Genomic DNA, 25395 nt, shown 5'->3' with positions numbered 1-25395 from the left:
GCCCCGCCCCCCCCCACCCCCCCCCCCCCCCCCCGCCGCCCCCCCCCCCGGCGCCGCGGCCCCCCCCCCCCCCCCCCCCGGGGGGGGGGCCCCCCCCCCCCCCCGCCCGCCCCCCGCCCCTCACTCGTTCGTCCCGCCGCGGCGGGATCAGTCCGTGCCGAACTCCATCGCCGCGCGGTCCAGCAGCTCGTCGTCCTCGGAGACCTCGCCGCGGGAGGCGATGGCCTCGGCGCCGCCCTGCGGCATCTCCGGCATGCTGCCGATCAGCCCGGTCGAGGCCGCCTGGGCGGCACCGATGGAGGGGCTGCCGGTGCCGATCAGGCCGAGCCCGGCGTACTGCTCCAGCTTGGCGCGCGAGTCGGCGATGTCGAGGTTGCGCATGGTGAGCTGGCCGATCCGGTCCACCGGGCCGAACGCCGAGTCCTCGGTGCGCTCCATGGACAGCTTGTCCGGGTGGTAGCTGAACGCCGGGCCGCGGGTGTCGAGGATCGAGTAGTCCTCGCCGCGCCGCAGCCGCAGGGTCACCTCGCCGGTGACGGCCGCGCCGACCCAGCGCTGCAGCGACTCGCGCACCATCAGCGCCTGCGGGTCCAGCCAGCGGCCCTCGTACATCAGCCGGCCGAGGCGCCGTCCCTCGTTGTAGTACTGGGCGATGGTGTCCTCGTTGTGGATCGCGTTGACCAGGCGCTCGTACGCGGCGTGCAGCAGGGCCATGCCCGGCGCCTCGTAGATACCGCGGCTCTTGGCCTCGATGATCCGGTTCTCGATCTGGTCCGACATGCCCATGCCGTGCCGGCCGCCGATGGCGTTGGCCTCCATCACCAGGTCGACGGCGGAGGCGAACTCCTTGCCGTTGATCGTGACCGGGCGGCCCTGGTCGAAGCCGATCGTCACGTCCTCGGTGGCGATCTCGACCTCGGGGTCCCAGAACCGGACGCCCATGATCGGCTCGACGGTCTCGACGCCCGTGTCCAGGTGCTCCAGGGTCTTGGCCTCGTGGGTGGCACCCCAGATGTTGGCGTCGGTGGAGTACGCCTTCTCCGTGCTGTCGCGGTAGGGCAGGTCATGCGCGACCAGCCACTCCGACATCTCCTTGCGGCCGCCGAGCTCGGTCACGAAGTCCGCGTCCAGCCAGGGCTTGTAGATCCGCAGATGCGGGTTGGCGAGCAGCCCGTACCGGTAGAACCGCTCGATGTCGTTGCCCTTGAAGGTCGAGCCGTCGCCCCAGATCTGGACGTCGTCCTCAAGCATCGCCCGGACCAGCAGGGTGCCGGTGACGGCACGGCCCAGAGGCGTGGTGTTGAAGTAGGCACGCCCGCCCGAGCGGATGTGGAACGCCCCGCAGGTGAGCGCGGCGAGCCCTTCCTCGACCAGCGCGGCACGGCAGTCGACGAGGCGCGCGAGTTCAGCGCCGTAGGCCTTGGCGCGGCCGGGCACCGAGGCGATGTCGGGCTCGTCGTACTGGCCGATGTCGGCGGTGTAGGTGCACGGAACGGCGCCCTTGTCGCGCATCCACGCGACCGCGACCGAGGTGTCGAGTCCGCCGGAGAAGGCGATACCGACGCGCTCGCCGGCGGGCAGGGAGGTAAGGACCTTAGACATGGGAAGATTATGCATCACTTCGCATGAACATGCAACGAGGGGGTCGCGCGGCAGACGCCAGGCCCGTGACGCCTGCCGCTGTCGGCCGCTGTCAGTCACTCTCAGCCGCTGTCCGCCGTGATTCCGTCCCGCGCGGAACGGGCGTTGGTACGATCCGTTGCCGCCCGGCGAGGCCGTGCGGGTGAGCTCGGAGGGGGAGGTGCGGAAGCGAGTGGAGTACTTCTTCTACTGCCGGGACCGGCCCGGATCCATGCCGTTGCGGTGGGAACTGAACGAGGCGCACTGGGCGTTCATGGACCGGTACGCCGAGGGGATGATCGCGCGCGGTCCCACACTCGGCCCCGACGGCGAGACGGCGACCGGCAGCCTGCACATCGTCGACCTCCCCGACGCGGCAGCCGCGCACGGGTTCGCGTTCGATGAACCCAACTACAAGGCCGGCGTCTACGCCGAGGTCCTGATACGCCGCTGGAAGAACACCCTCGGCCGCACGATGTGGCAGTACGGGAGCGGGGCGGCCGGACACCGGCGCTTCCTGGTCATCGCGCACGGGGTGCCAGGCGGGACCGCGGCCCGCGACGCCCTGGAGGCGGCCCACCACCGTCATCTCGACCGCGATCACCGCGAACGCCTCATCGCCTACGGCCCGTTGCTCTCCCAGGACGGCACCGACTGGATGGGCACGGCCCTGCTGGTCGAACTGCCCGACCGGGACGCCGCCGAGGCCATGATGGCGAACGAACCGTACGCGCGGGGCGGGCTGTACCGGAGCGTCGAGATCCACGACTGGCGGTTCGGCGGGCGCCCGGCCGCCGAGTGAGGCGCCGGGGCCGCCCGCCTACGGGCCGGACCCGAGCGCGGTACGGGCGACCACGGTCGGCCCGGCCGCGACCGTCAGGTCCCCGGGTCGGAACCACCCGGCTCAGGTGCTGGGCCTGAGCCACGGCAGGGGATCGGTGTAGTACCCGTCGAGAACCACCTCGAAGTGCAGATGGGGGCCGGTGGACAGGCCGGTCGAGCCGACCAGCCCGACCGGCGTCCCGGCGTCCACCGTCTGGCCGACGGACACCTGGAGGGCCAGCAGATGGCTGTACGTCGTCTCCAGCCGCTTGCCGTCGATGGTGCCGTGGTCGATCACCACGCGGTTGCCGTACGCCTTGGTCATCGCCGCGAACACGACCTGGCCCTTCGACGCGGCGGAGACCTGTGCCCCCTGGGGCGAGGCGAAGTCGACCCCGGTGTGCAGTTTCGTCACTCCGGTCAGCGGGTGCTCGCGCGATCCGAAGGGCGAGGTGACGGTGAGGTCGCCGACCGGCCCGGCCAGCACGGCACCCGGCACCTGGTTCACGGCACCCCCGGAGCTCTCCCGGTCGACCGACTCGTAGCGCGAGGACAGCGACTTCACCTCCTTGATGTAGGCCTCCGCGTCGCCGGGTACGCGTCCGGCCTTCACCACGGCGTCCGTACCCGACGCGTACGCGGCGAGGGTGAGGTTCACCAGGTCCCCGGTGACGACTCCCTCGGTCCTGAGGTCGGTCACCTTCTCGGCGAGGGAGCAGTCCTGCCGGCCCAGCGCCATCATGGCGTCCGCCGGATCGCGGGGGGAGGAGCGGCCGTTGCCGTCGTCGTCCTTGCCCCACTTCTTCCACCCGGCGTCCGTGAACGCGGCGATGCCCTTCTCGCCCGACAGTGCTCCCGCGTCGTTGCTCCAGCCGGAGAGCCGGTCGATCTGGGCGGCGAGCACCGAAGGCCTGACGACCGTGCAGTCCGAGACCGCCTTGCGGAGCCAGGGGATGTACGAGGCGTCCACGCGGGTCGTGGCGGTCGGGTCGGGGGCGGGACCCTGAGGCCACGCGCCCGCGAGATCGCCGTTGTAGGCCAGGAAGCCGGCCACTCCCATCAGGGCGACCAGCCCCGGCAGGACGAGCAGGGTGAACGGTCCCGGGCCGCGGCGGGCGCGCTTCGGGCTCTGCTTCCGTGGCTCTTCGACCGGTTCTGCGGCTACTGCTCCGGCTGCTTCTTCGACTGTTTCCCCGGTTTCGCTCCCGCCGGCCGACGCCGTGCGGGAGCCGATCGTCCCCGTTTCGTCCAACCGGCCGTCAATCACCGGCGAACTCCCCCTGCGCCGCGCTGAGTTCCGCGGCCATCACTGTGGTCATGGTGCTCACGCGCACGACGCTAGCGTGCCGCCCCGCGGGTATCACGAGGCGCAGAGGCACAGGCGCCTGCCCGAACGGGCAGACCTTCCGGGGTCAGTGCGCCGGCGCCTTGACCAGCCCGTCGAGTTCCGCCGCGAAGAACAGCGCGGGGTCGAAATCCATCCCGGTGAAGTGACCCGCGAGTTCCAGGGACAGCACGCCGTGCAATCGGGTCCAGAAGGTCAGCGCCCGGTGCAGGACCGCGGGCTCGGCGGGGTGGTCGCCCGCCCACCGCCGATGCTCTTCGAGATGCGACCCGAACGGCGTCGCGGGGGAGTCCGAGGGCAGCGCGGCACAGGCGTCGAGCAGGGTCGCCATGATCCCGCGCACGATCCCGGTGATGTCGTCGGGCGCGTGGTAGCCGGGTACGGGCGTGCCGTAGACGAGGAAGTAGCGGTGCGGGTCCTGAAGGGCCCAGTCGCGCAGGGCGTGTGCCAGCGCGGACGCGTCGGGGCCGGCGGCGGCGGTCGTGCGGAAGGTGTCGGCGAGGCTGCGGTACGCGTCCCGGATGAGCTCGGTGATCAGTTCGTCGCGGTTGGCGAAGTACCGGTAGAGCGCCGGCCCGCTCATGCCCATCCGCTTGGCGATCGCGTTGAGGGAGAGCGCGGAGGCGCCCGCCGCGGCGAGCTGTTCCCAGGCGTGCGCCTTGATCTCCGCTCGCACCTGGGCGCGGTAGCGCTCGCGCGGGGTCTCGGTGCCCGTGTCCGTCATGGCCTACCGCCTTCCATGTCTCCCTGCGCATCGTACTTAGTTAGAGGCTATCACTAACATTATTGACTCTATCTCTCGTCTGCGTTACAACTTCTAACGAACGCAAGAAGAAGTCAGTCGAGTGCGGTGCGGTCGAACGCGGCGCAATGGAGGTCGTCATGAACGCCGAAGGACTCGTCGAGGTCGTCCTGCTGGGCAAGGTGGCGCCGGAAGGACTCGTGATCAGGCACGGAGCCGTCCCCGTCGCGGGCCCGGGACAGGTCCTGATCCGGATGGAGGCGACGGGGGTCTCCTTCGCCGAACAGCAGATGCGACGGGGCCGCTACTACGACCAGCCGCCGTTCCCCTTCGTGCCCGGCTACGACCTGGTCGGGACGGTGCTGGCCACGGGCGAGGGCGTCGAGCCGGGCCTGGCCGGCACCCGGGTGGCGGCCCTGCTGAAGACCGGCGGCTGGTCCACTCACGTGCTCGTCGCCGCGGCGGACGTGGTGGAGGTGCCCGACGGGATCGGCGCGGCGCAGGCGGAGACCCTGGTCGTCAACGGCATCACCGCCTGGCAGATGCTCCACCGCAAGGCCCGTGTCCGCGCGGGCCGGACCATCCTGGTGCACGGCGCCAACGGCGGTGTCGGCTCGGTCCTCGTCCAGCTCGCCCGGGCCGCCGGCGTGAAGGTGATCGGCACGGCGTCCGCGCGCCACCACGAGGCGCTCCTCGCGAAGGGTGTCGTCCCCGTCGACTACCGCACGGAGGATGTCGCCGCGCGCGTCCGTCAACTCGCCCCCGGCGGAGTGGACGCCGTCTTCGACCACGTCGGCGGCCGGGGCATCGTCGACTCCTGGCGCCTCCTCGCGCCCGGCGGGACCCTCGTCGCCTACGGCAGTGCCTCCACCCGGGACGACGAGGGCTCCAAGCACCGGCCCGTGTTCGAGCTGCTCGGCCGGGTCTGGCTGTGGAACGCGCTGCCCAACCGCCGTCGCGCCTACTTCTTCAACGTCTGGGCCGGCCGGGCCCTGGCCAAGAACCGGTTCAGGGCCCGGCTGCACGCCGACCTCACCCAGGTCTTCGCGGCGTTCCGGCGCGGGGAGGTCACGGCCCAGATCGCCGCCCAACTCCCGCTCGTCCAGGCCGCCGAGGCCCTGCGCCTGGCCGAATCCGGCACCGTCGCCGGCAAGGTCGTACTGACCCCGTAGGACGACGGGCCCCAGGACGGCGTCGCTGCCCCGTCAGGCACCAGGGACGTCCTCCTGGCTCCGGGAGCGCCCTGGGAGACTTTCGCCGTGACCATCGACTACCTGAGCACGCTGCACGGTCTGCCTGTCCACAACTTCCCGATGGCGGGCGAGGAGGCCGGGCCGTTGCCCCCGCCGGGCGCAGTCGCCTGGAGACTCGCCCGCAATCCGCAAGTCGGCGACGCGGAGTCCTTCGAGACCTGCTGGCACCGATTCCTGGAGACCGTGGACTCCGCACGGGTACGTGCCCTGGTCCTGGGCGCGGGCGCCTACGGCACCGACGCGGACGGGGACGGGGACGGTCCGGCCGGGACGGCCGGCCGTCTCGTGGCCGCCGCCGACCGTCTCACCGGGCTCGAAGCCCTCTACCTCGCCGACCTCGGACACGAGGAGGGCGAGCTGTCCTGGATCGTGCAGGGCGACGTGACCCCGATCCTGTCCGCCTATCCCCACCTGCGGGAACTCGGCGTACGCGGCTCGGGCGGGGGCTTCGAAGGCGCGCCGGGACTGCGACTGGGCCCCCTGCGCCACGAACACCTGCGCGTCCTGCGCCTGGAGAACAGGGGCCTGCCCGGCGAGGTGGCCCGCGGCCTGGCCGCCAGCGACCTGCCCGGTCTACGGCACCTGGACCTGTGGCTCGGCGAGGAGGAGTACGGCCGTACCACCACCCTCGCCGACCTGGCTCCCCTGCTCGACGGCGACCGCCTGCCCGCCCTGCGGCACCTCGGGCTGCAGAACTGCGAGATAGACGACGAGATCGCCGCCGCCCTCGCCAGTGCTCCCGTCGTGGCCCGGCTCACCTCGCTGCACCTCAGCCTCGGCACCCTGGGCGACGCCGGTGCCGAGGCCCTCCTCGGCGGCCAGCCCCTCACCCACCTTCAGGAGCTGGACCTCTACCACCACTTCCTCTCCGATCCGATGATGCGGCGCATGCGTGAGGCCCTGGAGCCGTTCGGGGTGAAGGTCAACCTCGACGGCCAGGAGGAGGCCGACGACGACGAACCCCGGTACATCGCGGTGGGGGAGTAGGGCTGTGGCGGAGCCGCCCTGCAGGCACCCTCAGGAGGGGACGGCGCCCGCGGTCTGCGGCTCCCCGGTGTCCGGTTCCTGGGGCGGCTCGCTGAGCTGCTCGCGCAGGTAGTTCCAGAACACGGCGATCATCGCGGCGACCGGGACGGCGAGCAGACTGCCCACCACGCCCGCCAGACTGCCGCCGAGCGTCACCGCCAGCAGGATGACCGCCGCGTGCAGTCCGAGCCCGCGGCTCTGGATCATGGGCTGGAAGACATTGCCCTCCAACTGCTGCACGCCGATGATGATCGCCAGCACGATCAGGGCGTCCGTCAGACCGTTCGACACCAGGGCGATGAGCACCGCGACGAAGCCGGCGAACAGGGCGCCCACGATCGGCACGAACGCCGAGACGAAGGTCAGCACCGCCAGCGGAAGCACCAGCGGCACGTCCACGATCCACAGGCCGATGCCGATGAAGACGGCGTCGAGCAGTCCCACGGCGGCCTGTGACCGTACGAACGATCCCAGGGTGTCCCAGGTGCGAGAGGCCACGGTCGGCACGTCGACGGCGAGCCGGCCGGGCAGCTGACGTTCGAGCCACGGCAGGAACCGCGGGCCGTCCTTGAGGAAGAAGAACATCAGGAAGATCGCCAGGACGGCGGTGACCAGACCGTTCACCACGGTGCTCACGCCCGTGACGACCGTGGTGGTGATGCTGCCGGCGCTCTTCTGGAGTCGTTCGACCGCGCTGTCCACGGCACCTGAGATCTGGGCGTCCTCGATGTTCAGCGGCGGTCCGGCGGCCCAGTCACGGACCTTGTGCACACCGTCCACGACCCCGTCGGTCAACTCCCCGGACTGGGAGGCCACCGGGACCGCGATCAGTGCGACCACGGCCGAGGCGAGCACCAGGAACAGCACGGTCACCAGGGAGGCCGCCAGCGCGGGACGCCACCCGCGCCGGCGCAGGAAGCGGGTGATGGGCCAGGTCAGTGTGGTCAGCAGGAGGCCCACTATGAGGGGCCAGACCACGGACCACATCCGGCCCAGGAGCCAGAGAGCCACCGCGGTCGTCACCAGGACCAGCAGCAGCTCGACGGAAATACGCGCCGACGCGCGCAGCGCGGCGCGGGATCTGGCGGAACTCAACGAGGCAGACATGCGAGCACCTTATGGGCAGGCCACCGCGCTTCCGCGGAGCCCCGCCAACGCGGCGGCGCCCAAGGTGTGTTGGACGCCGCTGCGTGACGGCCGTGCTACGCGCTGAAGCGGTGGGTGCCGGAACCGACCCGGTACACCGCGCAGCCGTCCTCGCTGCGCACGAAGGCTGCGGCGGTGTGGGTGACCTTGTCCGGAGCGTCCGCGGGGATCCACACCTCGGCGGTGGTGTTGGGCGGTACGGAGCACGTCAGGACGAACGTGCCGGACCGCTGCCGCCACCGGGTGGAGACGGGACCGCGGACCGAGGCGAACGTGGCGCGGGCGGAGGTGACGCCCCCGCCCGGCCGCGGTCGGACGACGATCTCGCGGTAGCCGGGCCGGCCCGCCGCGATACCGGCGATGTTCGTGTACATCCACTCGCCCACCGACCCGTAGGCGTAGTGGTTGAAGGAGTTCATGCCCGGGTCCTCGAAGCTGCCGTCGGGCCGGATGGAGTCCCAGTGCTCCCACATCGTGGTGGAGCCCTTGTCGATCTGATAGCCCCAGCTGGGATAGGAACGCTGCGCGAGCAGCCGGTGGGCGACATCGGTGTGCCCGGTGTCGGTGAGGACGGGCAGCAGCCGGGGCGTACCGAGGAAGCCCGTCGACAGATGCCAGTCCCGTGCCTCGATCAGCGCGACGAGCCGGTCGGCCGCCGCCGTCCGCAGCTCGCCCGGCAGCAGGTCCATCGACAGGGCGAGCACGTACGCCGTCTGTGTGTCGCCCTTCACTCTGCCCTCGGCCGTGACATAGGCCTTCTGGAACGCCGCGCGAATACGTCCGAAGAGATCGGTGTAGGGGGCGGGGTCCTTGCCGAGTTCCTTTGCGATACGGGCCGCGAGGTCGGCGCTGTGGGCGAAGTAGGCGGTGGCGATGACGTCCTTCGGTGTCTCGTCCTCGACGTTCAGCCAGTCGCCGTAACCGGCGGCCGGCCGCAGCAGTCCGCTGCTGTTCTTCTCCAGGTACTTCAGCCAGGCCTGTACCGAGGACCACGCGTCCTCCAGGACCTGCCGGTCGCCGTACGCCTGGTACAGCGACCAGGGGACCGTGACACCCGCGTCGCCCCAGCCCGCCACACCGTTGCCGACCGTGCCCACCATGGGGGCCACGTCGGTGAAGGCGCCCTCCGCGGTCTGCCCGTCGCGCAGGTCCACGAGCCACTTGGTGAGGAACCGGGCGGACTCCATCGTGTAGGCGGCCGTCGGCGCGAAGACGTTGATGTCTCCCGTCCAGCCCAGGCGTTCGTCACGCGCGGGCGTGTCCGTCGGGATGGAGAGGAAGTTGCCGCGCTGCCCCCAGGTGATGTTGCTGTGCAGGGTGTTGAGCATCGGCACATCGGTCTCGAAGTCGAACGTGAAGGGGGCGGAGGTGTGCATCACACGACCGGTGAGGTCTCCCGCCGCGGGAGTGCCGGGATACCCGGTCACCTCGACATAGCGGAACCCGTGGAAGGTGAACCGCGGCTCGTACGTCTCCCGCCCACCGCCCTTGAGCGTGTACGTGTCGGTCGCCGCGGCGGTCCGCAGGTTCGCCGTGTAGAGGGTGCCGTCCGCGTCGAGGACCTCGGCGTGCCTCAGCCGCACGGTCGTGCCCGCCGCCCCCGAGACCCGCAGCCGTACCGAACCGACCATGTTCTGGCCCAGGTCGAAGACGTGGACACCCGGCTTGGGCTGGGTCACCTTCTGGACCGGCAGCTCCTTGGCCACCCGGACCGCACCGTCCACCTGGGCCTCGATCCGAGGGGGAACGGCGTCGGCCGCGGTGCGCACCGCGTCGAGCCACGCCCCGTCGTCGAAGCCGGGTGAGGTCCAGCCGGCGGTCTCCTTGCGCGCGTCGTACGTCTCGCCGCTCAGCAGGTCGGCGGAGACGATCGGCCCCGCGGCGGCCCGCCAGTCACTGTCCGAGGTGATGCTCTCGCGCGTCCCGTCGGTGTACTCGACCTCCAACTGGGCCAGCAGCGCCGGGCGTTCGCCGTACTGGTGCGGCCCGAACATGCCGACGTTGCCCGCGTACCAGCCCGGTGCCACGTACGCGCCGATGGCGTTGGCACCGGACCGTACGAGCGAGGTGACGTCGTAGGTCTGGTAGTGGACGCGTTCGCGGTAGTCGGTCCAGCCGGGCGCGAGCTGGTCGCGGCCCACGCGGCGGCCGTTGAGATGGGCCTCGTAGACGCCGAGGGCCGTGGCGTACAGCCGGGCGCGTGCCACCTTCTTGCGCGGGAGCCGGAACTCGTGTCGCAGCTGGTTGGCCGCGTACGAGGCGGGGACGACTCTGCCCCACGGCCCGGCTCCCCACGCGGCAGCCTCCTTCGCCGCGGGCCAGGCGCTGTCGTCGAAGTCGGTGCCGCGCCAGCCGGCGGCGGGCTCCTTGTCGGTCGTTCTCCACGAGTCGTCGGTGACGATCCGCTGTTCGCCGGACGCCGTGTGGAGCGTGAGGGTCGCGACCAGGCCGGCGGGCCCCTCGGACGCGTTGGTGGCCGAGACCGCTAGGACGTTCCCGCCCGTACGCAGCTGGGCGAGGACCTCGACGACGGCGGGACGGCGCCAGCCGTCGCGGTCCGTCTCAAGATCGGTGCGGGCCACTTCGGTGCCGTTGACGGAGACGGTGTACACGTTGTCCGCGCTGATGGCCAGCGTCGCCGCCGTGACCGCGTCGGGGAGATCGAGGGTCCGGCGGAACCAACGGGTCACCGCCGGGGCGCTGTTCGCCGGGTCGCCCTCGGGGAACCAGATCCAGGAGCTGCCTTCGAGCGTCGGCGCGTCGGTGAGGACCGGGGGAGCGGAGACCCACCGCGCGGACCACTGCGCGGCATCCAGGAGTCCGGTCTCCCACCAAGACGGCTCGCTCCACTCCGAGGCGCCGCCGTCGGCGTCCCACACGCGCACGGACCAGAAGTACCGGGTGCGCGGCTTGAGTCGAGGGCCCGCGTACGGGACGAGGACGGACTCGTCGGACTCGACCTTTCCGCTGTCCCAGACATCCGGCTCCGGCAGTCGCGCGGCGCTGGAGGCCACGCGTATCCGGTAGCCGCTCTGGCGCGCGCCCGGCTCGTCCGAGGCCATCGGCCAGCTCAGCCGGGGGTGTTGTGCGTCGATGCCCAGGGGGTGTCGCACGTACTCGACGGTCGGCGCGGTGACGCGCAGGGTGCTGCGACGGGCGCCCGCCCGGGTCGGCGCGGACGCCGGGGCGGCCATGGCGGATCCGGTGCCGGCGGCGGTCGCCGTGACGGCCATCGCCGCCGCCGTACCCGCCAGAATGTTCCTCCTGCTGATCACTGCGGCTCCTCAGGTAGGAAGGATGAATCGATTCACTGCGGGTGAACGTAGGGGCGTGCGGGGTGAGGGTCAATGAGCGTGCAACACATTCTTGACGGGACGTCGGATGCGGTCGCTGCTCCCGGAAGTCCCGATGTTTTCGGGGTGTTGGCGATTGAACGGTTTCAATCGACCGGTGCTGATTCGATGCTGTCACGGTGGTTGCGCTCAGCGGTGCGGAGGTGGTTCTGTGAGCGGTCGGTGAGCCGGAAGGAGACCCGGGCGCGGTGGTGTCCACCGGCGGGTCGAAGGCTGCGTCGAAGCCGTGGCGAGACCGGATCGAAAACCGATGAAGGGCGGCTGCCGGGTGGAAACCGGTGGACAGTCGGCCGGGTGCGATTCGTGGTCCCGCGTCGGGCCGTTCCGGTCAGGTCACACGGATGCCAGCCAGGCCGCGGTGTCGCGGGGGCGGGAGAACCGGAGCGTGTCGAGGGGCGCGAAACGGGGATCGCGTGTCCGGCGTTCGATCTCCTGGCGTCGGCCCGCGTGTTGGGACCAGGCCCACCGGGCCGGGTGCTCCTTGCTCAGCCAGTCCGCCCACGTCTCCCTGTTGCCGCCGAAGAGACTCTCGCGGGTGACGGTGCGCCTGACGGAGCGGCGAAGGACCCGGGGCATGACGACACGCTTCCCGTAGTCGAGCCACAGGACGGTGTCCGCCCGCTCCCAGAGCAGATCGCGGACCTCGGGATAACCGAGCGAGTCGACGATCCAGCGGGGTTCGGACGTGAGGCGTGAGACGTCCTCGGCCAAGGTGTCGTTGGCAGCCCAGCCGGGACCCGTGAAATACAGGGCGTCCATCTCGTGATACGGCACACCCAGGCGCTCGCCCACCGCCCGGGCGAGCGTGGACTTGCCCGCACCCGTGACACCCACCACCAAGATCCGCTCCACGGGCGCAGCCTATAGCGGTGCCGGGTCGGCCGAATGGGGGGCCTCCGGACCGGGTTCCGCGGCGGGCGTGCGGCGTGGCACCCGGTCCGGAGGGGCTGGGCGCCCCGCCGATCCGGCGGCCACCCGCAGGGGATCACGCCTTGCGCCGGTAGGCCCGCCTCATCCGGCACCGGTCTCCCGCACCGGTCTCCGGTACCGGTCGGCCCGACCAGGGTCCGGACCTGCTGGAACACGGCCGGGAAGGTCGTTCCGGAGGGCGGTCCGCAGGCCTTGGCGACGACCCGCCGCCCCCGCCGCGAGCAGTACCCGGAGACGTGGATCACCCATCCACAGCACTTCGCGCACCGCGCCCTTTCGTTCTCCGGGCGCCGATAGGATCTAATGGGCAGTAGCGCGCGAGGTAGGCAGGTACCGATGCTCATCGGTCGACAGCTCCGCCTCTGATCCGCGCGACTCCCGACTCCGGATGGTTTTGGATGCCTGCCTCTTCGCATCGCGACCCTGCACGTCCCGTTCAGGACCCGGCGGCCTCGACCGCCGTGCCCCAGCACCACGGTCTGTTCCTCCAGCCGCAGTACACCATCGAACTGCCGCCGCTGGACGAGGACGAGGACACGTTCTCGCCGCCTCCGCCCCCGCCGGCACAGCGGCGACGGGGGGCACCCCGGGCCCGCTGACCGTTCCCGCCGCCCGTCCTGCCTTGCCGTGACCAGCGACGCGTGGGCCCGGACCGGGCGGCGTCGACCTGAGGGGGAGACACCCTGGATCCCGTGGAACGCGCACTGGTCGTTGTGCACCGGCCCGCCGCGAGCGGCGGCCGACGCGTGAGCGTGCACCGGGACGGCCGGACCGAGATCCTGGGGCTGGCCCACTCCGACGGCGATCTGATCGTGTTCCTGGAAGCCGCCGGCCTGTCCTCCCCGGCCGATTTGCTGGACGACCCCGGCTGGGTGGAATGGCGTGGCGGTCAACCACACGAGTGGGGCTCCGCGCCCTAGGGCCCGTGGCCGGCCACGGGCACGGGCCCGTCTGTGTACGGGCCCACGAAGCCGGTACCACCGGGGGTGCGAGCGGGACGCACGTAGTCCCGGTGACCGGCCCCCGGCCCTCCGCCGGGGTCGCGGCGGCGAGCCGGGGCGGTGCCGAGGGGCGCCGCGGACGTACCGGGGCCTACAGGCTCGCCTACGCCTACGCCCACGCCCTACGCCCTACGCCTACGCCTGCGGCGATGTGCCGGGTTTCCCGGCGTGGGGGCTCTCACGCCGTCGCGAGTGCGACCTCCGTCGACTTCATCAGCGCGACCACGGAGGAGCCGGCGGCCAGGCCCAGGTCGGTGACGGCGTCCTTGGTGATCGCCGCGGTCAGTTCGCCCCCGTCGACCGTGATCCTGACGGCGGCCATGGCTCCGCCGGTGGTGACGTCGGTGACCGTGCCGGGCAACTGGTTGCGGATGGACAGGCCCTCCACCGGGCCGGTGGCCACCGCGACCTCCGTCGCCTTCACCAGCGCGCGGACGGCGGAACCCTCGGTGAGGCCCAGGTCCTCGACGGACTCCAGCGTGATGGCCGCGGTGAGGACCTGGCCGCCGTCGAGGCGGACCTGGACCGTCGCCATCGCCTCTCCCGTCGTGACGGAGGTGACGGTGCCGGGGATCTGGTTGCGGATGCTCAGGCTCATGACGGAACGCCTCACATGGGAAGGAGTGGTTTGTCGCTTTTGGGTGCTGCCGGGGCCACCGTAACCGGGCCTGACCGGATAGTGGTCCAGGCCCCGGCTGCTTCCGCGCGCCCGCTCCGGACCAGGGCTCGACCAGGACCTTGAGACTCCTGTGGTCGGCCATGTCCTGGTAGCCCGCCGGAACGCCGTCGAGGATGTCGGGCATCAGTTCCTCGATGCAGGCGCGGACCGGCGCGGGTCCTTTGGCGAGGCGGATGTCGTGCCGGAACAGGCTGCCGAAGCCGGTCGGCGCCTCCTCGTACTGCGGGAACCGCGGCGAGGAGGGCATCGAGGCGGTACGCGACCTGACCGGGGGCCACGGCACGCACGTGGTCCTCGAAGCCGTCGGCCACCTGGCCGGGACGACATCGATGGCGCCGAACGCGCGGCCGAGCTACACGGCCGAGCCCCGGCAGGACCTCCGAGGAACGCCTCAGGATCGTCGCCGGCCTGGCGTCCACCCGGGCCCCGGCGGTCCCCCCCCGGCGCCGGTGGCCGAACCCACGCACGCCGGCCGCGCTGAGCGGCCCGCGCGAGCCGTGCGATGCGGGAGGTGTCCCGTGCCCGCCGCTCAGACCGGGTACGCGTGCGTCTGCGTGGCCTTCACCGCCGCCCAGACCGCCGCGCCCGGGTGCAGATCGAGTTCGGCGGCGGCGACCGTGGTCAGGTCCGCGGCGAGGGGCAGTTCTCCGGTGAGGTCGGCGCGGATCTGGTCGCCGTGGGTCTCAAGCCCCGCGACCTCGCAGGCCCACAGGTTACGGGCGCTGACCCCGGTGGGACGGTCGCGGTGGAGGGTGACCGAGCTGGGCGGGAACGCCACGAAGACCGGGCCGCGCAGGGCTTCCGTGGTGGTGATGGACGGACCCGCGTCGAGCTGGACGGCATGCCCGTCGGCCGCGCCCCGGTAGAGGTTCAGACCGACCAACTGGGCGATGTAGTCCGTACGGGGACGGCGGGCGATGTCGGCCGGTGCGCCCTCCTGGACGACCCGGCCGTCCTCGACCACGACCAGCCGGTCGGCCAGCACCATCGCGTCCAGCGGATCGTGCGTGACCAGCACGGCGACCGCCTCGAACTCGGCCAGGTGGCGGCGCAGCTGGGCCCGTACCTCCAGGCGCGTCCGGGCGTCCAGGGCGGCCAGCGGCTCGTCGAGCAGGAGCAGCCGGGGGCGGGTGGCGAGCGCGCGGGCCAGGGCGACCCGCTGGGCCTGTCCACCGGAGAGCCTGCGCGGCTTGGCGCCGACGTGTTCCGCGAGCCCCAGACGGCCCAGCCACTCGGCTGCCCGCGCACGCGCCTCGGCCTTGCTCGCGCCCTGGCAGCGCGGTCCGAAGGCCACGTTGTCCAGGGCGGTCAGGTGGGGGAAGAGCAGATAGTCCTGGAAGACGACGCCGACCGGGCGGGACTCCGGCGGCGTACGCTCCAACGCCGTGCCGTCCAGCCGCAGCCGGCCGCCGGTGAGCGGTGCCAGACCGGCCAGGGCGCGCAGGGCGGTGGTCTTGCCGGCGCCGTTCGGGCCGAGCAGGGCGACGACCTCGCCGGGCGCGACGCGCAGTGCCACGTCGAGACGGAAGGCGCCGCGCTCGACGACGAGATGCGCGTCGAGGCCCGCATCGGAGGTGTGGGCGCGTACGTCAGGGGCGGCGTCGGAGGTGTGACGGGGCTCGGTCATCCTGCTGTCATCCAACGGTCGCGCAGGCCCGCCAGCACCGCGACGGACACGGCCAGCAGGACCAGACTGAGGGCGATGGCGGCCTCCGGGTCGCTCTGCAGGGCCAGATACACGGACAGCGGCATGGTCTGCGTACGGCCGGGGAAGTTGCCCGCGAAGGTGATCGTCGCGCCGAACTCGCCGAGCGCCCGCGCCCATGCCAGGACCGCGCCCGCCGCGATACCGGGCGCGATCAACGGGAGCGTGACCCGGCGGAACGCGGTGAAGCGGGAGGCGCCGAGCGTGGCGGCGGCCTCCTCGTAGCGCGGGTCGGCGGCGCGCAGCGTGCCCTCGACGCTGATGACGAGGAACGGCATGGCGACGAACGCCTCGGCGATGACGACCCCCGTGGTGGTGAAGGGGAGCGTGATCCCGAACGAGGAGTCCAGCCACTTGCCGACGATGCCGTTGCGGCCGAGCGCCATCAACAGGGCCACACCGCCGACGACCGGCGGCAGTACGAGCGGCAGCGTGACGAGGGCCCGTACGAGGCCGCGGCCGGGGAACTCGACGCGGGCCAGCAGCCAGGCCAGCGGCACGCCGATGACGAGACTCACCGCGGTCGCCGCCGTGGCGCAGACCAGGGACAGCCGGAGCGCCTGCCACACCTCGGCGCTGGTCAGCAGGTCGGGCAGACTCCGCCAGGGGGCACGTACGAGCAGGGCGATCAGCGGGACGATCAGGAACGCGAGGCCGATCAGCGCGGGCACCAGCAGCGGCAGGGGCACGCCCCGGCCACCGGCGCCCTCGCCCGTCCGGACGCGCCGACGCCGCGGCCCACCCTTGAGGGTGCCGGTCGCGGCGTCGGACGTGTCGACAGGGAAGGTCACGGCTTGAGGAACCCGGCCCCGGTCAGGACCTTCTGGCCCTCGGCGGACCGCACCAGCGCGATGAAGGCCTTGGCGGCCTCGGTGTTCTGCGCGTCCTTGAGCGGGACGATCGGGTAGTCGTTGATGGCGTCGTCGGACTCGGGGAACTCCACACCCTCCACCTTGTCACCCGCCGCGTGCACATCGGTCTTGTAGACGACCGCCGCGTCCGCCTCCTTCAGCTCGACCTTCGTCAGCGCCGCCTTCACGTCCTGCTCGTAGGAGACGGGGGTGAGCTTGAGCTTGCTCGCGTCCAGGGCCTTCCGGGCGGCGGCGCCACAGGGCACCTCCTCGTCGCACAGCACGACCTTCAGACCCGACTTGGTGAGATCCTTGAGGGAGGCGATCCCGTCGGGGTTGCCGGGCAGGGTGGCGATCTCCAGCTCGTTGCGCACGAAGGTGGCGGGCGTCCCCGACGCGTCCCCGGCGTCGGTGACGATCTTCATCGTCTTGGGGCTGGCGGAGGCGAACACGTCCGCCGGGGCGCCGCCCGTGATGCTTGCCGCGAGCGAGTCGCTGCCCCCGAAACTGAAGGTGACCTTCGTGCCCGGGTGCTCCTTCTCGAACTGCTCGCCCAGCGTCGTGAAGCTCTCCTTGAGGGAGGCCGCGGCGAACACGGTCACCGTGCCGGACAGTTTGTCCGCCGAGGAGGCGGACGCCGAGGAGTCCGACTTCGCCGACGAGGAATCGGACGCGTCGTCTTCGGACGACGAGCAGGCGCTCAGCGCCAGCAGGGCGGCGGCACCCGCGCCGGCCACCTGGAGGCTCCGACGGGTCCTGCGGGTCCGGCGCGCGGTACGGGTCATTACGGGTCCACTCCCTCTGGTCCTCACGGACACCATCATCTGTGGTCCTGACGGACCGTCTGCGTTCTCGACGACCACGTTCCGCGGTCTGCGGTCCTTCGACGACCACGTCGGTCGACGTGATCACGGCAAACCGTCGGAACGCCGGGTGCCGGCCTCAGCCCGTCGGCCGGGTCACGGCTGACGAGCGCCACCACCCGGAACGGCCCGGGGACGGCGGGTGTGCACGCGTTGATGATACTGCCGCAGATGCGAGGTGAAAGTCTTCGGGTGCTTCGCACAAGCCGGACCAACGATCAGGACAGCTTGCATGTGCGTTTGTACGGGGTACGGGTCCGGGTACGGTCATCCGGGAGGTGGTAGCCCGTGAGTCAGTCCCTCGCAGTCGCCGGTACGGCCGTCGGCCCGGTGGCGGAGCTCGCCCTCACCGGTGATCTGACCCGTCCGGCCCGGATGACGGTGTCCGACCTGCTCGCCTGGCCGCAGCACGCGGTCGAGGTCGGCTTCGAGTGCGCGACCAGCGGCAGCCGGCGCCACCGGTTCACCGGCCCCCTGCTGCACGACGTACTGGTGGCGGCAGGGCCCGGCTTCGACCCCGCCCGCCGGAAGGAACGCCTGCGCTTCCTGATCGCGGTGTCCGGCAGGGACGGCCACCACGCGCTGCTGTCCTGGGCGGAGATCGACCCCGACTTCGGCCGCGCCCCCGTCCTGCTCGCGGCCACCATCGACGACAGCCCGCTCGACGGCCCGGGACCGCAGCTGGTGCTGCCTCAGGACCGCTGCGGCGCCCGGCACATCAGCGGCATCAGCGCGATCCGCGTGGACGGCGGCTACCTCCTGTGAGTTGGGCCGAACCGACGGGCGCCCTGGTCGTCCGGCACCTGCCGCACGAGGGCCCGTACGCCCTCGGAACCGCGCTGGCGGCGGCGGGACTGCCGGTGCGCGTGTGCCGGACCTGGGCCGGAGACCCGGTGCCCGAATCGCCCGCGGGACTGGCCGCGCTGATCGTCATGGGCGGTCCCACGGCGGCGTACGACGACTCCCCGGCCTTCGCGACCCGCGCGGCGGAACTGTCCCTGCTGCGAGCCGCCCTGGACGCGGAGGTCCCCGTCCTCGGGGTGTGTCTCGGCGCGCGACTGCTGGCCGTGGCGGCGGGCGGCACGGCCCGTCCCGGCGCGGGCCGGCGGATCGGCTGGGGAGAGCTACGGACGGCTCCGGCCGCGGCTGCCGATCCGCTGTTCGCCGAAGTGCCCGAGCGCCTGCGCGTGTTGCACTGGCACGACGACACCATGGACCTCCCGGCCGGCGCGACCCTGCTCGCGTCCTGCGACCGCTACCCGGTGCAGGCCTTCCGGATCGGCGGCTCGGCCTGGGGGACGCAGTTCCACCTGGAGGTGAACAAGAAGACGGCCGACGCCTTCGCGACTGCTTTCCCGGGAAAGGCGGCCACCGCCCCGGACCTCCAGGAGGCCGCTCCCGCCGAACCGGCGACGCCGGCCCGGCACCGGGATGCCGTGTTCGAGCGCTTCGCCACTCTGGCCGCGTGCCGGGCTACGGCGACCACGACCCGCGCTTTCTTCACGCCCCGGGCAGCCGCGTGGGAGGAGCGCTTCGCCGTCGACGGCCCCCGCTACACGGCGGCCGTCTCGCGCATGGGCCTGCGCCCCGGACAGCGGGCGCTGGACGTGGGCTGCGGCAGTGGCCGCGCCCTGCCCGCCCTGCGCGCCGAGGTCGGCGCCGAGGGTGTCGTGCTCGGCGCGGACCTCACCCCGGCGATGCTCACCGCAGCCGCCGGGAAGGGACGCACCGGACTTCTGCTGGCCGACGCGTGCCGACTTCCGCTGCCCGCCCGGTCCTTGGACGGCATCTTCAGCGCGGGACTGGTCGACCATGTCCCCGATCCCGCGACCGCACTGCGCGAATGGGCCCGCGTGACCGCCCCCGACGGTGTCCTCCTGCTCTTCCATCCCTCCGGCCGCGCCGAACGGGCCGCCCGCCACGGCCGCGCCCTGGACCCCGACGACCCGCTGGCCGAGGAGAACCTGCGCCCGGCGCTGCACGCGGCGGGCTGGGACCTGGACTCTTACGAGGACGCGGCCCACCATTTCCTGGCACGGGCCGTGCGCCGCACGGACTGACCCGCACGGACTGACCCGCACCGGCCGACCTCTGCGCCCGCGTCTCCTCGTCGAGACCCGGATGCCGGGGGCAGGCGGATGAGGGCCCGGCGTCCCCTGGGAGGTCACGCGTGCAACTGCGCCAGCTGGAATACCTGGTCGCCCTCGCCCGGGAGCGCCACTTCGTCCGCGCGGCCGCCGCCTGCCATGTCTCCCAGCCCTCGCTGTCCGCCGCGATCCGTCGTCTCGAACACGAACTGAACGTGCCGATCGTGCGACGCGGCCGACGCTACGAGGGCCTCACGCCGGAGGGCGAGGTGGTGCTGGCCTGGGCGCACCGCATCCTCGCCGAGGGCGACGCCCTCCGCCAGGAGCTGTCCGCCCTGGGCGACGGACTGACCGGCACCCTGCGCCTGGGCGTGGTCCCCACCGCACTGCCCGCCGTCTCCCTCCTGACCACCCCGTTCTGCGACCGCCACCCCCGGGCCGGGGTGAGCATCGAGTCGCTGTCGTCGGCCGACATCACCCACGGCCTCGCCGAGTTCGAGCTGGACGCGGCGATGACCTATCTCGACGACGACTCCTTACGAGGGGTGCGGCGACTCCCGCTGTACGAGGAGCGGTATGTGCTGCTGACCCCGGTCGACGGCCCGCTCGGGAGCGCCCCGACGACGGGTTGGGCGGCAGCCGCCGCGCTCCCGCTGTGCCTGCTCAACTCCCGTATGCGCAACCGCCGCATCATCGACGAGTGCTTCGCCGCCGACGGGGCCACCGCCGCTCCCGCGATCGAGTCGGACAGCGTCGCGGGCCTCTACGCCCACCTCCCCGGCGGTCGCTGGTCCAGCGTGATCTCCCACGCGTGGCTGCACATGTTCGGCGTACCGGACGGCATGCGGGTGGTGCCGCTGGAGGGACCGGCGCACGGGCCCCGGGTGGGCCTGGTGACCGGCCCCGACGACCCCCCGTCCGTACTCGCCGGGGCCCTGCTGACGGAGGCGCGCCGGGCCGGCGTACGGGAGGCGCTGGACGTACTGCTGCGGACGTACCTCGACGGATCGCGCCTCGACGGGACCAGGTGATAGCCGTCGGCTATACGGACATAGCGAGAATCGCTTTGACCAGGGCAATCGGCGCCATGGATCGTGAACAGCACCCGCAGCCAACGCAGTTGAGGAGCCGTGACCATGGCCAAGGTGCTCTGTGTGCTGTACGACGACCCCACCGACGGATACCCGACCACGTACGCCCGTGACGACCTCCCCGTGATCGACCACTACCCGGGCGGTCGGAGCACGCCCACTCCCGACGCCGTCGACTTCACGCCGGGCCATCTGCTGGGCAGTGTCTCCGGCGAACTGGGCCTGCGCGGCTTCCTGGAGAAGGCGGGGCACACCCTCGTCGTCACCTCCGACAAGGAGGGCGACGGGTCGGTCTTCGACCGGGAGCTGCCCGACGCGGACGTGGTGATCTCCCAGCCGTTCTGGCCGGCCTACCTGACCCCGGCACGCATCGCCGCCGCCCAGAACCTCAAGCTCGCCATCACGGCCGGCATCGGCTCCGACCACGTCGACCTGGACGCGGCGGTCGCGCACGGGGTGACGGTCGCCGAGGTCACGTACTCCAACAGCATCAGCGTCGCCGAGCACGTGGTGATGATGACGCTGTCCCTCGTACGCGACTACCTGCCGTCTCACCGGGTCGTGCTGGACGGTGGCTGGAACATCGCCGACTGCGTCGCCCGTTCGTACGACCTGGAGGGTATGCACGTCGGTACGGTCGCCGCCGGACGCATCGGCCTGGCCGTCCTGCGCCGGCTCGCGCCCTTCGACGTGAAGCTGCACTACACCGACCGCCACCGGCTCCCCGAGGCCGTCGAACGCGAACTGGGACTGACGTTCCACGAGAGCGCGGCCGACATGGTCCCGCACTGCGATGTCGTCACGATCAACGCGCCGCTGCACCCGGAGACGGAAGGGCTCTTCGGCGACGAGCTGCTGGGCGGGATGAAGCGCGGCGCGTACCTCGTCAACACGGCACGGGCGAAGATCGTCGACCGGGACGCCGTCGACCGGGCCCTGCGCAGCGGCCGGCTCGCGGGCTACGCGGGCGATGTCTGGTACCCGCAGCCCGCCCCCGCCGACCACCCGTGGCGCACCATGCCGCACCACGGCATGACCCCGCACATCTCGGGCTCCTCGCTCTCCGCGCAGGCCCGCTACGCGGCGGGCACCCGCGAGATCCTGGAGTCCTGGCTGGCGGGCCGCCCGATCCGCGACGAGTACCTGATCGTGGACGCGGGCGCACTGGCCGGTACGGGCGCGCACTCGTACTCGGTCACCACATGACCGGCCTCCAGGGCGGCGCGTGACCGCTGGAGGCCACCCCCGTAGCCGCCGTGCCGCTCTCAGGCCCGGTCGATATGTACGTTCGTCGACTTGACCCGGGCGGTGGCCTCCACCCCTACCTCAAGGCCCAGCTCCTCCACGGCCTCCCGCGTCAGCAGTGACACCAGCCGGTGCGGGCCGGCCTGGATCTCGACCTGGGCGGCGACATCACCGAGCTTCACCGCCGTGACGATGCCGGGAAAGGCGTTACGCACGGAGGTGTACGAGGTGTCCTCCTCGCCGTCGCTCCTGGCGAGCTCGACGGAGAAGGCGGCCAGGTCCTTGCCGTCGATGAGGCGCCGCCCGCCCTCGTCCCGGTGCGTGACCATCCGGCCCGCGTCCGCCCAGCGCCGCGCGGTGTCCGGGCTCACCCCGAGCAGACGCGCCGCCTGGCCGATCGTGTATGACTGCATACGCGCCAAGATAGGCGATCACTGACGCGTGGTACGCGAGGCGCCCGGCCGTCAGTACCCGACGCGGAACGTCGCGTCCTGCTGTTCCGTGGCCGTGGAGACCGGATCGACGCGCAGCACGTAGTTCGCGTGGCGGATGTGGCGGGTGGGGTTGTTGTACGAGCGGAACGACGCCCAGGAGGAGTCGGCGAGACCGGCCGTACGGTAGAAGGTCGCGTCGCCCGCGTACGTCGACGTGCCGTCGTTGACGTCGAGTTGGAGCGCGTAGTTGTAGTGCCGCAGATAGCGGGTGGGGTGGCTCACCGACTGGAAGGAGACGCCGGAGCTGTCGGCCAGGCCCGGGACGAGCTTCCACTGGGAGTCGGTGTACAGGTCGAAGGGGTAGGTGTCGACGCGGGCGGCGTAGTTGGCGTGGCGGACGTAACGATCCGGGTAGTTGTACGACTTGAGCCGGTTCCAGGCCGGGGCGCCCCACTTGGTGAGCAGGTTGTTGTATTCGGTCGTGGTGATCGTCGCTATGCCGCAGTGCTTGGAGTTGACCGGCTGGGTGTAGGTCTTCTGGTCGAGCGCGGTCCAGGTGCCGGAGGCCAGGTTGCCGGACTGCCAGGCGTAGAAGACGCCGTTCGGAGTGTAGGTGTCTCCCCAGAGGTACCAGTTGGCGCCGGTCAGTGACTTGAACACGGTCGGGGCCTCGGTGCCGCCGTGTGCGACGCCCGCGCCGAACTCCGTGAAGCTGCCCGGGGTGAGGGAGGTGGACCTCGCCGCCACCAGTGTCTGGTTTTTCTTGTAGAAGAGGTAGTTGTAGCCGCTGACACCGACGGCCATGTTGCCGTCGATGACGTCGTACCCGGGGTCGAAGAACACCTGGGGAGCCGACGCGGTCACGAAGTCGCTGGTGTGGTTGACCATGATCACGTTGTGGCCGCTGGAGTTGACCGAGGAGTAGATGACCGCGTACTGGCCCCGGCCGGCGTCCCAGAACGCCTCGGGTGCCCAGCTGTGCGTGGCCATGTCGTGCAGCTTGAGTCGGCGGTAGCCGGTGAAGGTGCGCAGGTCGGCGGAGTCCCAGACGTGGATGTACTGGCTGTTGTAGCTCCAGTCGGTGCCCTTGAGGTCGGTGGCGATGACGACGAAGGTGCCGTCCTGCTTGCGCATGAGGAAGGGGTCCCGCAGGCCCAGTGCGCCCGCCGTGGGAGTGACCAGGGGGTTGTTCTGATTGAGCGGTGTCCAGTTCAGCGCGTCGGTGCTGACGGCGAGATGGAGCCCGTAGTCGGTGCCGAGGCCGAGGCTGGTCGACTCGGTGAAGTAGCACATCACATAGGCCGAGTCCGCGGCGTGGGCGGTGCCGGCACCGAGGGTCAGTACGCCGGACGCGGCCAGCGGCGTCGCGGCGGCCATGCCGAGGAGGAGGCGCCGGGACGGCTGGGGTCTTGCGCTCATCGTGGTCTCCAAGCGGGTGCGGGCGTGACGAAGGGCCCCGGCGGATGCCGTGGGTCGGTATTTCGAACGCGGTTCGGGAGATCGATCAGAAATTAGAGTCCAGCGTCAGGCGCGTCAATGATTCTGACGAGGCCGGCCCCGGAAGGGGCGCGGTCGGCACACGACCCGACGGCGGGCGGTGCGCACCGACTCGTGGTCGGATGGGAACGGGTGGCCTCGACCCGCATCCGGGTCCGGCCGTCACCGGGAAGTATCCCCGTCGGCTCGGGGAAGACCTGAACCCGGTACGAAGGGAGACCCGTGAAACACGATCCGCTGCGTGGCCGCACCGTGGTGGTGACCGGAGCGGCCAGGGGCCTGGGCGCCGCCCTGGCACGGGACCTGGCCCGTCGGGGCGCCCGCCTCGCGCTCCTGGGGCACGAGAAACCGGCGCTGGAGGCACTGGCGGCGGAACTGCCCACCCCGGCCGGCGTCTGGGAGGTCGACGTCACCGACGACACCGGCATGACCGACGTCGCCCGGGAAGTCCGCGGGACGTTCGGCAAGCCCTCCGTGGTGATCGCCAACGCGGGCATCGCCGAGGGCGGCCCCTTCGCCGAGTCGGACGCGGCCTCCTGGCGCCGGGTGATCGACGTCAACCTCACCGGCAGCGCGATCACCGCGCGCGCCTTCCTGCCGGATCTGGTGGACACGGCGGGGTACCACCTCCAGGTCGCCTCGCTGGCCTCGATCGGCGCGTCGCCGATGATGAGCGCCTACTGCGCCTCCAAGGCGGGTGTGGAGGCCTTCGCCCACTCCCTGCGGGCCGAGGTGGCGCATCAGCGGGTCGCGGTGGGCATCGCCTACCTCAACTGGACCGACACCGACATGATCCGCGACGCCGACCGGCACGCGGTGCTGCGCGAACTGCGGGGCCACATGCCGCCCCCCGCCCGCCGCGTCTATCCGGTGGAGCACGTCGCGGCCCGGCTGGTGCGGGCCGTCGAGCGGCGGCGCACCTCCGTGTACGTGCCCGGCTGGCTGGTCGCCGCCCAGCTGGGCCGTGCCGCGTTGCCACCGGTCGTGCTGCGCGTGTCGCGCCGGGCCCTGCCCCGGCTGGCGGCCCGGGAGCCCTTCCGCCCCACCGGTCTGCTCGGCGCGGGCGGCCGGGCCGACGGCCCCGGCAGCCCGGGCGGCGGCAGATCGCCGGTCGGTTGAACTCCGGCTGCCGGGGGACTCGGCACCGATCACTCCGCTACCGACGGGTGCGAGACGAGGGAGGCAGAGGTGGCCGTACGCCACAGGCTCATCAAGAAGAGTCCGAGCGAGGTGTGGGCCGTCCTGGCCGACGGCACCCGGTACGCGGACTGGGTCGTGGGGACGGCATCCTCGTACCCCGTGCGCGGCCAGTGGCCGCAGGTGCATTCAGCGATCGGCTACGAGGTGCGGGTCGGGCTCTGGACCCTGCGCAACGAGTCGGTCGTACGGGCGTGCGTCGAGGAGCGCGAGCTGGAGCTGGAAGCGATTGCCGGTCCGCTCGGCACGGCCCGCATCGCCATCGAACTGCGGCCCTGGGGCGAGTACACGCTGGTCATCATCGACGAGCATCCGCTGCAGGGAGCGGGCGGCACCCTGCACAACGTGGCCGTCGAAGGGCTCATCCAGGTACGGCACCGGGCCATGCTCAAGCGGCTGGCCGACGTGTGCGAGGGCGACGGGCAGAACCGGTCCCGGCCCGCCCGCACGGAGCCGAGGCCGGCATGACCGGCGCCGTCCGTGCGACACGGCAGCGGGACGGGAGGCG

Annotated in this window: 23 protein-coding genes; 11 read left to right on the top strand and 12 right to left on the bottom strand. The window is 71.8% G+C overall.

Annotated elements, in window-relative coordinates; translation table 11 throughout:
• Positions 1–147: 147 nt before the first annotated feature.
• Entirely contained in the window at positions 148–1602 is a 1455-nt protein-coding gene (gene argG / locus ACH4DZ_RS02885; protein WP_387319905.1) for an argininosuccinate synthase, read from the bottom strand.
• Positions 1603–1813: 211 nt separating this feature from the next.
• Between argG and ACH4DZ_RS02880 the strand changes: the two genes are divergently transcribed.
• A complete protein-coding gene (locus tag ACH4DZ_RS02880; RefSeq protein ID WP_398285452.1) occupies positions 1814–2422 on the top strand; it encodes a YciI family protein in 609 nt (202 codons plus the stop codon).
• A 102-nt stretch (positions 2423–2524) separates the two neighbouring features.
• Here the strand turns inward: ACH4DZ_RS02880 and ACH4DZ_RS02875 are convergent, their stop codons facing one another.
• Both ACH4DZ_RS02875 and ACH4DZ_RS02870 read right to left on the bottom strand, forming a co-directional pair.
• Positions 2525–3709 (bottom strand): M23 family metallopeptidase, encoded by a 1185-nt coding sequence (locus ACH4DZ_RS02875; protein ID WP_398285109.1) that lies wholly within the window; start codon positions 3707–3709, stop codon positions 2525–2527.
• Between the two features lie 145 nt (positions 3710–3854).
• Positions 3855–4511, bottom strand: a complete 657-nt coding sequence (locus tag ACH4DZ_RS02870; RefSeq protein ID WP_398285108.1) for a TetR/AcrR family transcriptional regulator — start codon at positions 4509–4511, stop codon at positions 3855–3857.
• A gap of 158 nt (positions 4512–4669) precedes the next feature.
• Between ACH4DZ_RS02870 and ACH4DZ_RS02865 the strand changes: the two genes are divergently transcribed.
• Together ACH4DZ_RS02865 and ACH4DZ_RS02860 are read left to right on the top strand one after the other, a co-directional pair.
• Positions 4670–5701 (top strand): medium chain dehydrogenase/reductase family protein, encoded by a 1032-nt coding sequence (locus ACH4DZ_RS02865; RefSeq protein ID WP_398285107.1) that lies wholly within the window; start codon positions 4670–4672, stop codon positions 5699–5701.
• A gap of 141 nt (positions 5702–5842) precedes the next feature.
• Positions 5843–6769 (top strand): STM4015 family protein, encoded by a 927-nt coding sequence (locus tag ACH4DZ_RS02860; RefSeq protein ID WP_398285451.1) that lies wholly within the window; start codon positions 5843–5845, stop codon positions 6767–6769.
• Positions 6770–6799: 30 nt separating this feature from the next.
• On the opposite strand, the gene ACH4DZ_RS02855 is transcribed toward ACH4DZ_RS02860, so the two are convergent.
• From ACH4DZ_RS02855 to ACH4DZ_RS02845, 3 genes are all read right to left on the bottom strand, one after another.
• Positions 6800–7915 (bottom strand): AI-2E family transporter, encoded by a 1116-nt coding sequence (locus tag ACH4DZ_RS02855; protein ID WP_398285106.1) that lies wholly within the window; start codon positions 7913–7915, stop codon positions 6800–6802.
• A gap of 95 nt (positions 7916–8010) precedes the next feature.
• Positions 8011–11229 carry an alpha-L-rhamnosidase gene (locus ACH4DZ_RS02850; RefSeq protein ID WP_398285105.1) on the bottom strand — a complete coding sequence of 1073 codons (3219 nt, stop codon included), beginning with the start codon at positions 11227–11229 and terminating at the stop codon, positions 8011–8013.
• Positions 11230–11640: 411 nt separating this feature from the next.
• Entirely contained in the window at positions 11641–12159 is a 519-nt protein-coding gene (locus ACH4DZ_RS02845) for an AAA family ATPase (RefSeq protein WP_398285104.1), read from the bottom strand.
• 539 nt (positions 12160–12698) lie between these two features.
• Between ACH4DZ_RS02845 and ACH4DZ_RS02840 the strand changes: the two genes are divergently transcribed.
• Positions 12699–12836: a hypothetical protein gene (locus ACH4DZ_RS02840; RefSeq protein ID WP_398285103.1), complete on the top strand. Its 138-nt coding sequence runs from the start codon at positions 12699–12701 to the stop codon at positions 12834–12836.
• A gap of 93 nt (positions 12837–12929) precedes the next feature.
• Positions 12930–13157, top strand: a complete 228-nt coding sequence (locus tag ACH4DZ_RS02835) for a hypothetical protein (protein ID WP_398285102.1) — start codon at positions 12930–12932, stop codon at positions 13155–13157.
• A 259-nt stretch (positions 13158–13416) separates the two neighbouring features.
• Here ACH4DZ_RS02835 and ACH4DZ_RS02830 read toward each other — a convergent pair whose 3' ends face one another.
• From ACH4DZ_RS02830 to modA, 4 genes are all read right to left on the bottom strand, one after another.
• Complete coding sequence (locus tag ACH4DZ_RS02830; RefSeq protein ID WP_398285101.1) at positions 13417–13836, bottom strand: molybdopterin-binding protein; 420 nt, start codon at positions 13834–13836, stop codon at positions 13417–13419.
• Positions 13837–14446: 610 nt separating this feature from the next.
• Positions 14447–15544, bottom strand: a complete 1098-nt coding sequence (locus ACH4DZ_RS02825) for an ABC transporter ATP-binding protein (protein WP_398285100.1) — start codon at positions 15542–15544, stop codon at positions 14447–14449.
• Positions 15541–16413 (bottom strand): molybdate ABC transporter permease subunit, encoded by an 873-nt coding sequence (modB, locus tag ACH4DZ_RS02820; RefSeq protein ID WP_398285099.1) that lies wholly within the window; start codon positions 16411–16413, stop codon positions 15541–15543. The genes ACH4DZ_RS02825 and modB overlap by 4 nt, the downstream gene beginning before the upstream one ends.
• Entirely contained in the window at positions 16410–17258 is an 849-nt protein-coding gene (gene modA / locus ACH4DZ_RS02815) for a molybdate ABC transporter substrate-binding protein (protein ID WP_398285098.1), read from the bottom strand. The genes modB and modA overlap by 4 nt, the downstream gene beginning before the upstream one ends.
• 366 nt (positions 17259–17624) lie before the next feature.
• Between modA and ACH4DZ_RS02810 the strand changes: the two genes are divergently transcribed.
• The 4 genes from ACH4DZ_RS02810 (at position 17625) to ACH4DZ_RS02795 (ending at position 21720) form a co-directional block, all read left to right on the top strand.
• Positions 17625–18101, top strand: coding sequence for a molybdopterin-dependent oxidoreductase (locus ACH4DZ_RS02810; RefSeq protein ID WP_398285097.1), 477 nt, complete (start codon positions 17625–17627; stop codon positions 18099–18101).
• A complete protein-coding gene (locus tag ACH4DZ_RS02805; RefSeq protein ID WP_398285096.1) occupies positions 18098–19396 on the top strand; it encodes a methyltransferase domain-containing protein in 1299 nt (432 codons plus the stop codon). Before ACH4DZ_RS02810 ends, ACH4DZ_RS02805 begins: the two co-directional genes overlap by 4 nt.
• 110 nt (positions 19397–19506) lie before the next feature.
• Complete coding sequence (locus tag ACH4DZ_RS02800) at positions 19507–20454, top strand: LysR substrate-binding domain-containing protein (protein WP_398285095.1); 948 nt, start codon at positions 19507–19509, stop codon at positions 20452–20454.
• A gap of 105 nt (positions 20455–20559) precedes the next feature.
• The gene (locus tag ACH4DZ_RS02795; RefSeq protein WP_398285094.1) at positions 20560–21720 is read left to right on the top strand and encodes an NAD-dependent formate dehydrogenase; all 1161 of its coding nucleotides are present in this window, start codon (positions 20560–20562) and stop codon (positions 21718–21720) included.
• A 59-nt stretch (positions 21721–21779) separates the two neighbouring features.
• On the opposite strand, the gene ACH4DZ_RS02790 is transcribed toward ACH4DZ_RS02795, so the two are convergent.
• Both ACH4DZ_RS02790 and ACH4DZ_RS02785 read right to left on the bottom strand, forming a co-directional pair.
• Positions 21780–22172, bottom strand: coding sequence for a molybdopterin-binding protein (locus ACH4DZ_RS02790; protein WP_398285093.1), 393 nt, complete (start codon positions 22170–22172; stop codon positions 21780–21782).
• A gap of 51 nt (positions 22173–22223) precedes the next feature.
• Positions 22224–23612 carry a glycoside hydrolase family 43 protein gene (locus tag ACH4DZ_RS02785; RefSeq protein WP_398285092.1) on the bottom strand — a complete coding sequence of 463 codons (1389 nt, stop codon included), beginning with the start codon at positions 23610–23612 and terminating at the stop codon, positions 22224–22226.
• Between the two features lie 300 nt (positions 23613–23912).
• On the opposite strand from ACH4DZ_RS02785, the gene ACH4DZ_RS02780 reads away from it, so the two are divergent.
• Complete coding sequence (locus ACH4DZ_RS02780; protein WP_398285091.1) at positions 23913–24809, top strand: SDR family oxidoreductase; 897 nt, start codon at positions 23913–23915, stop codon at positions 24807–24809.
• A 69-nt stretch (positions 24810–24878) separates the two neighbouring features.
• On the top strand, positions 24879–25355 hold the full coding sequence (locus tag ACH4DZ_RS02775) for an SRPBCC family protein (protein ID WP_398285090.1): 477 nt from the start codon (positions 24879–24881) through the stop codon (positions 25353–25355).
• The last annotated feature ends 40 nt before the right edge of the window (positions 25356–25395 follow it).

This window comes from Streptomyces sp. NPDC017991, assembly GCF_044328075.1.
GTDB lineage: Bacteria > Actinomycetota > Actinomycetes > Streptomycetales > Streptomycetaceae > Streptomyces.
This window is presented reverse-complemented; position numbering and strand designations above follow the sequence as displayed.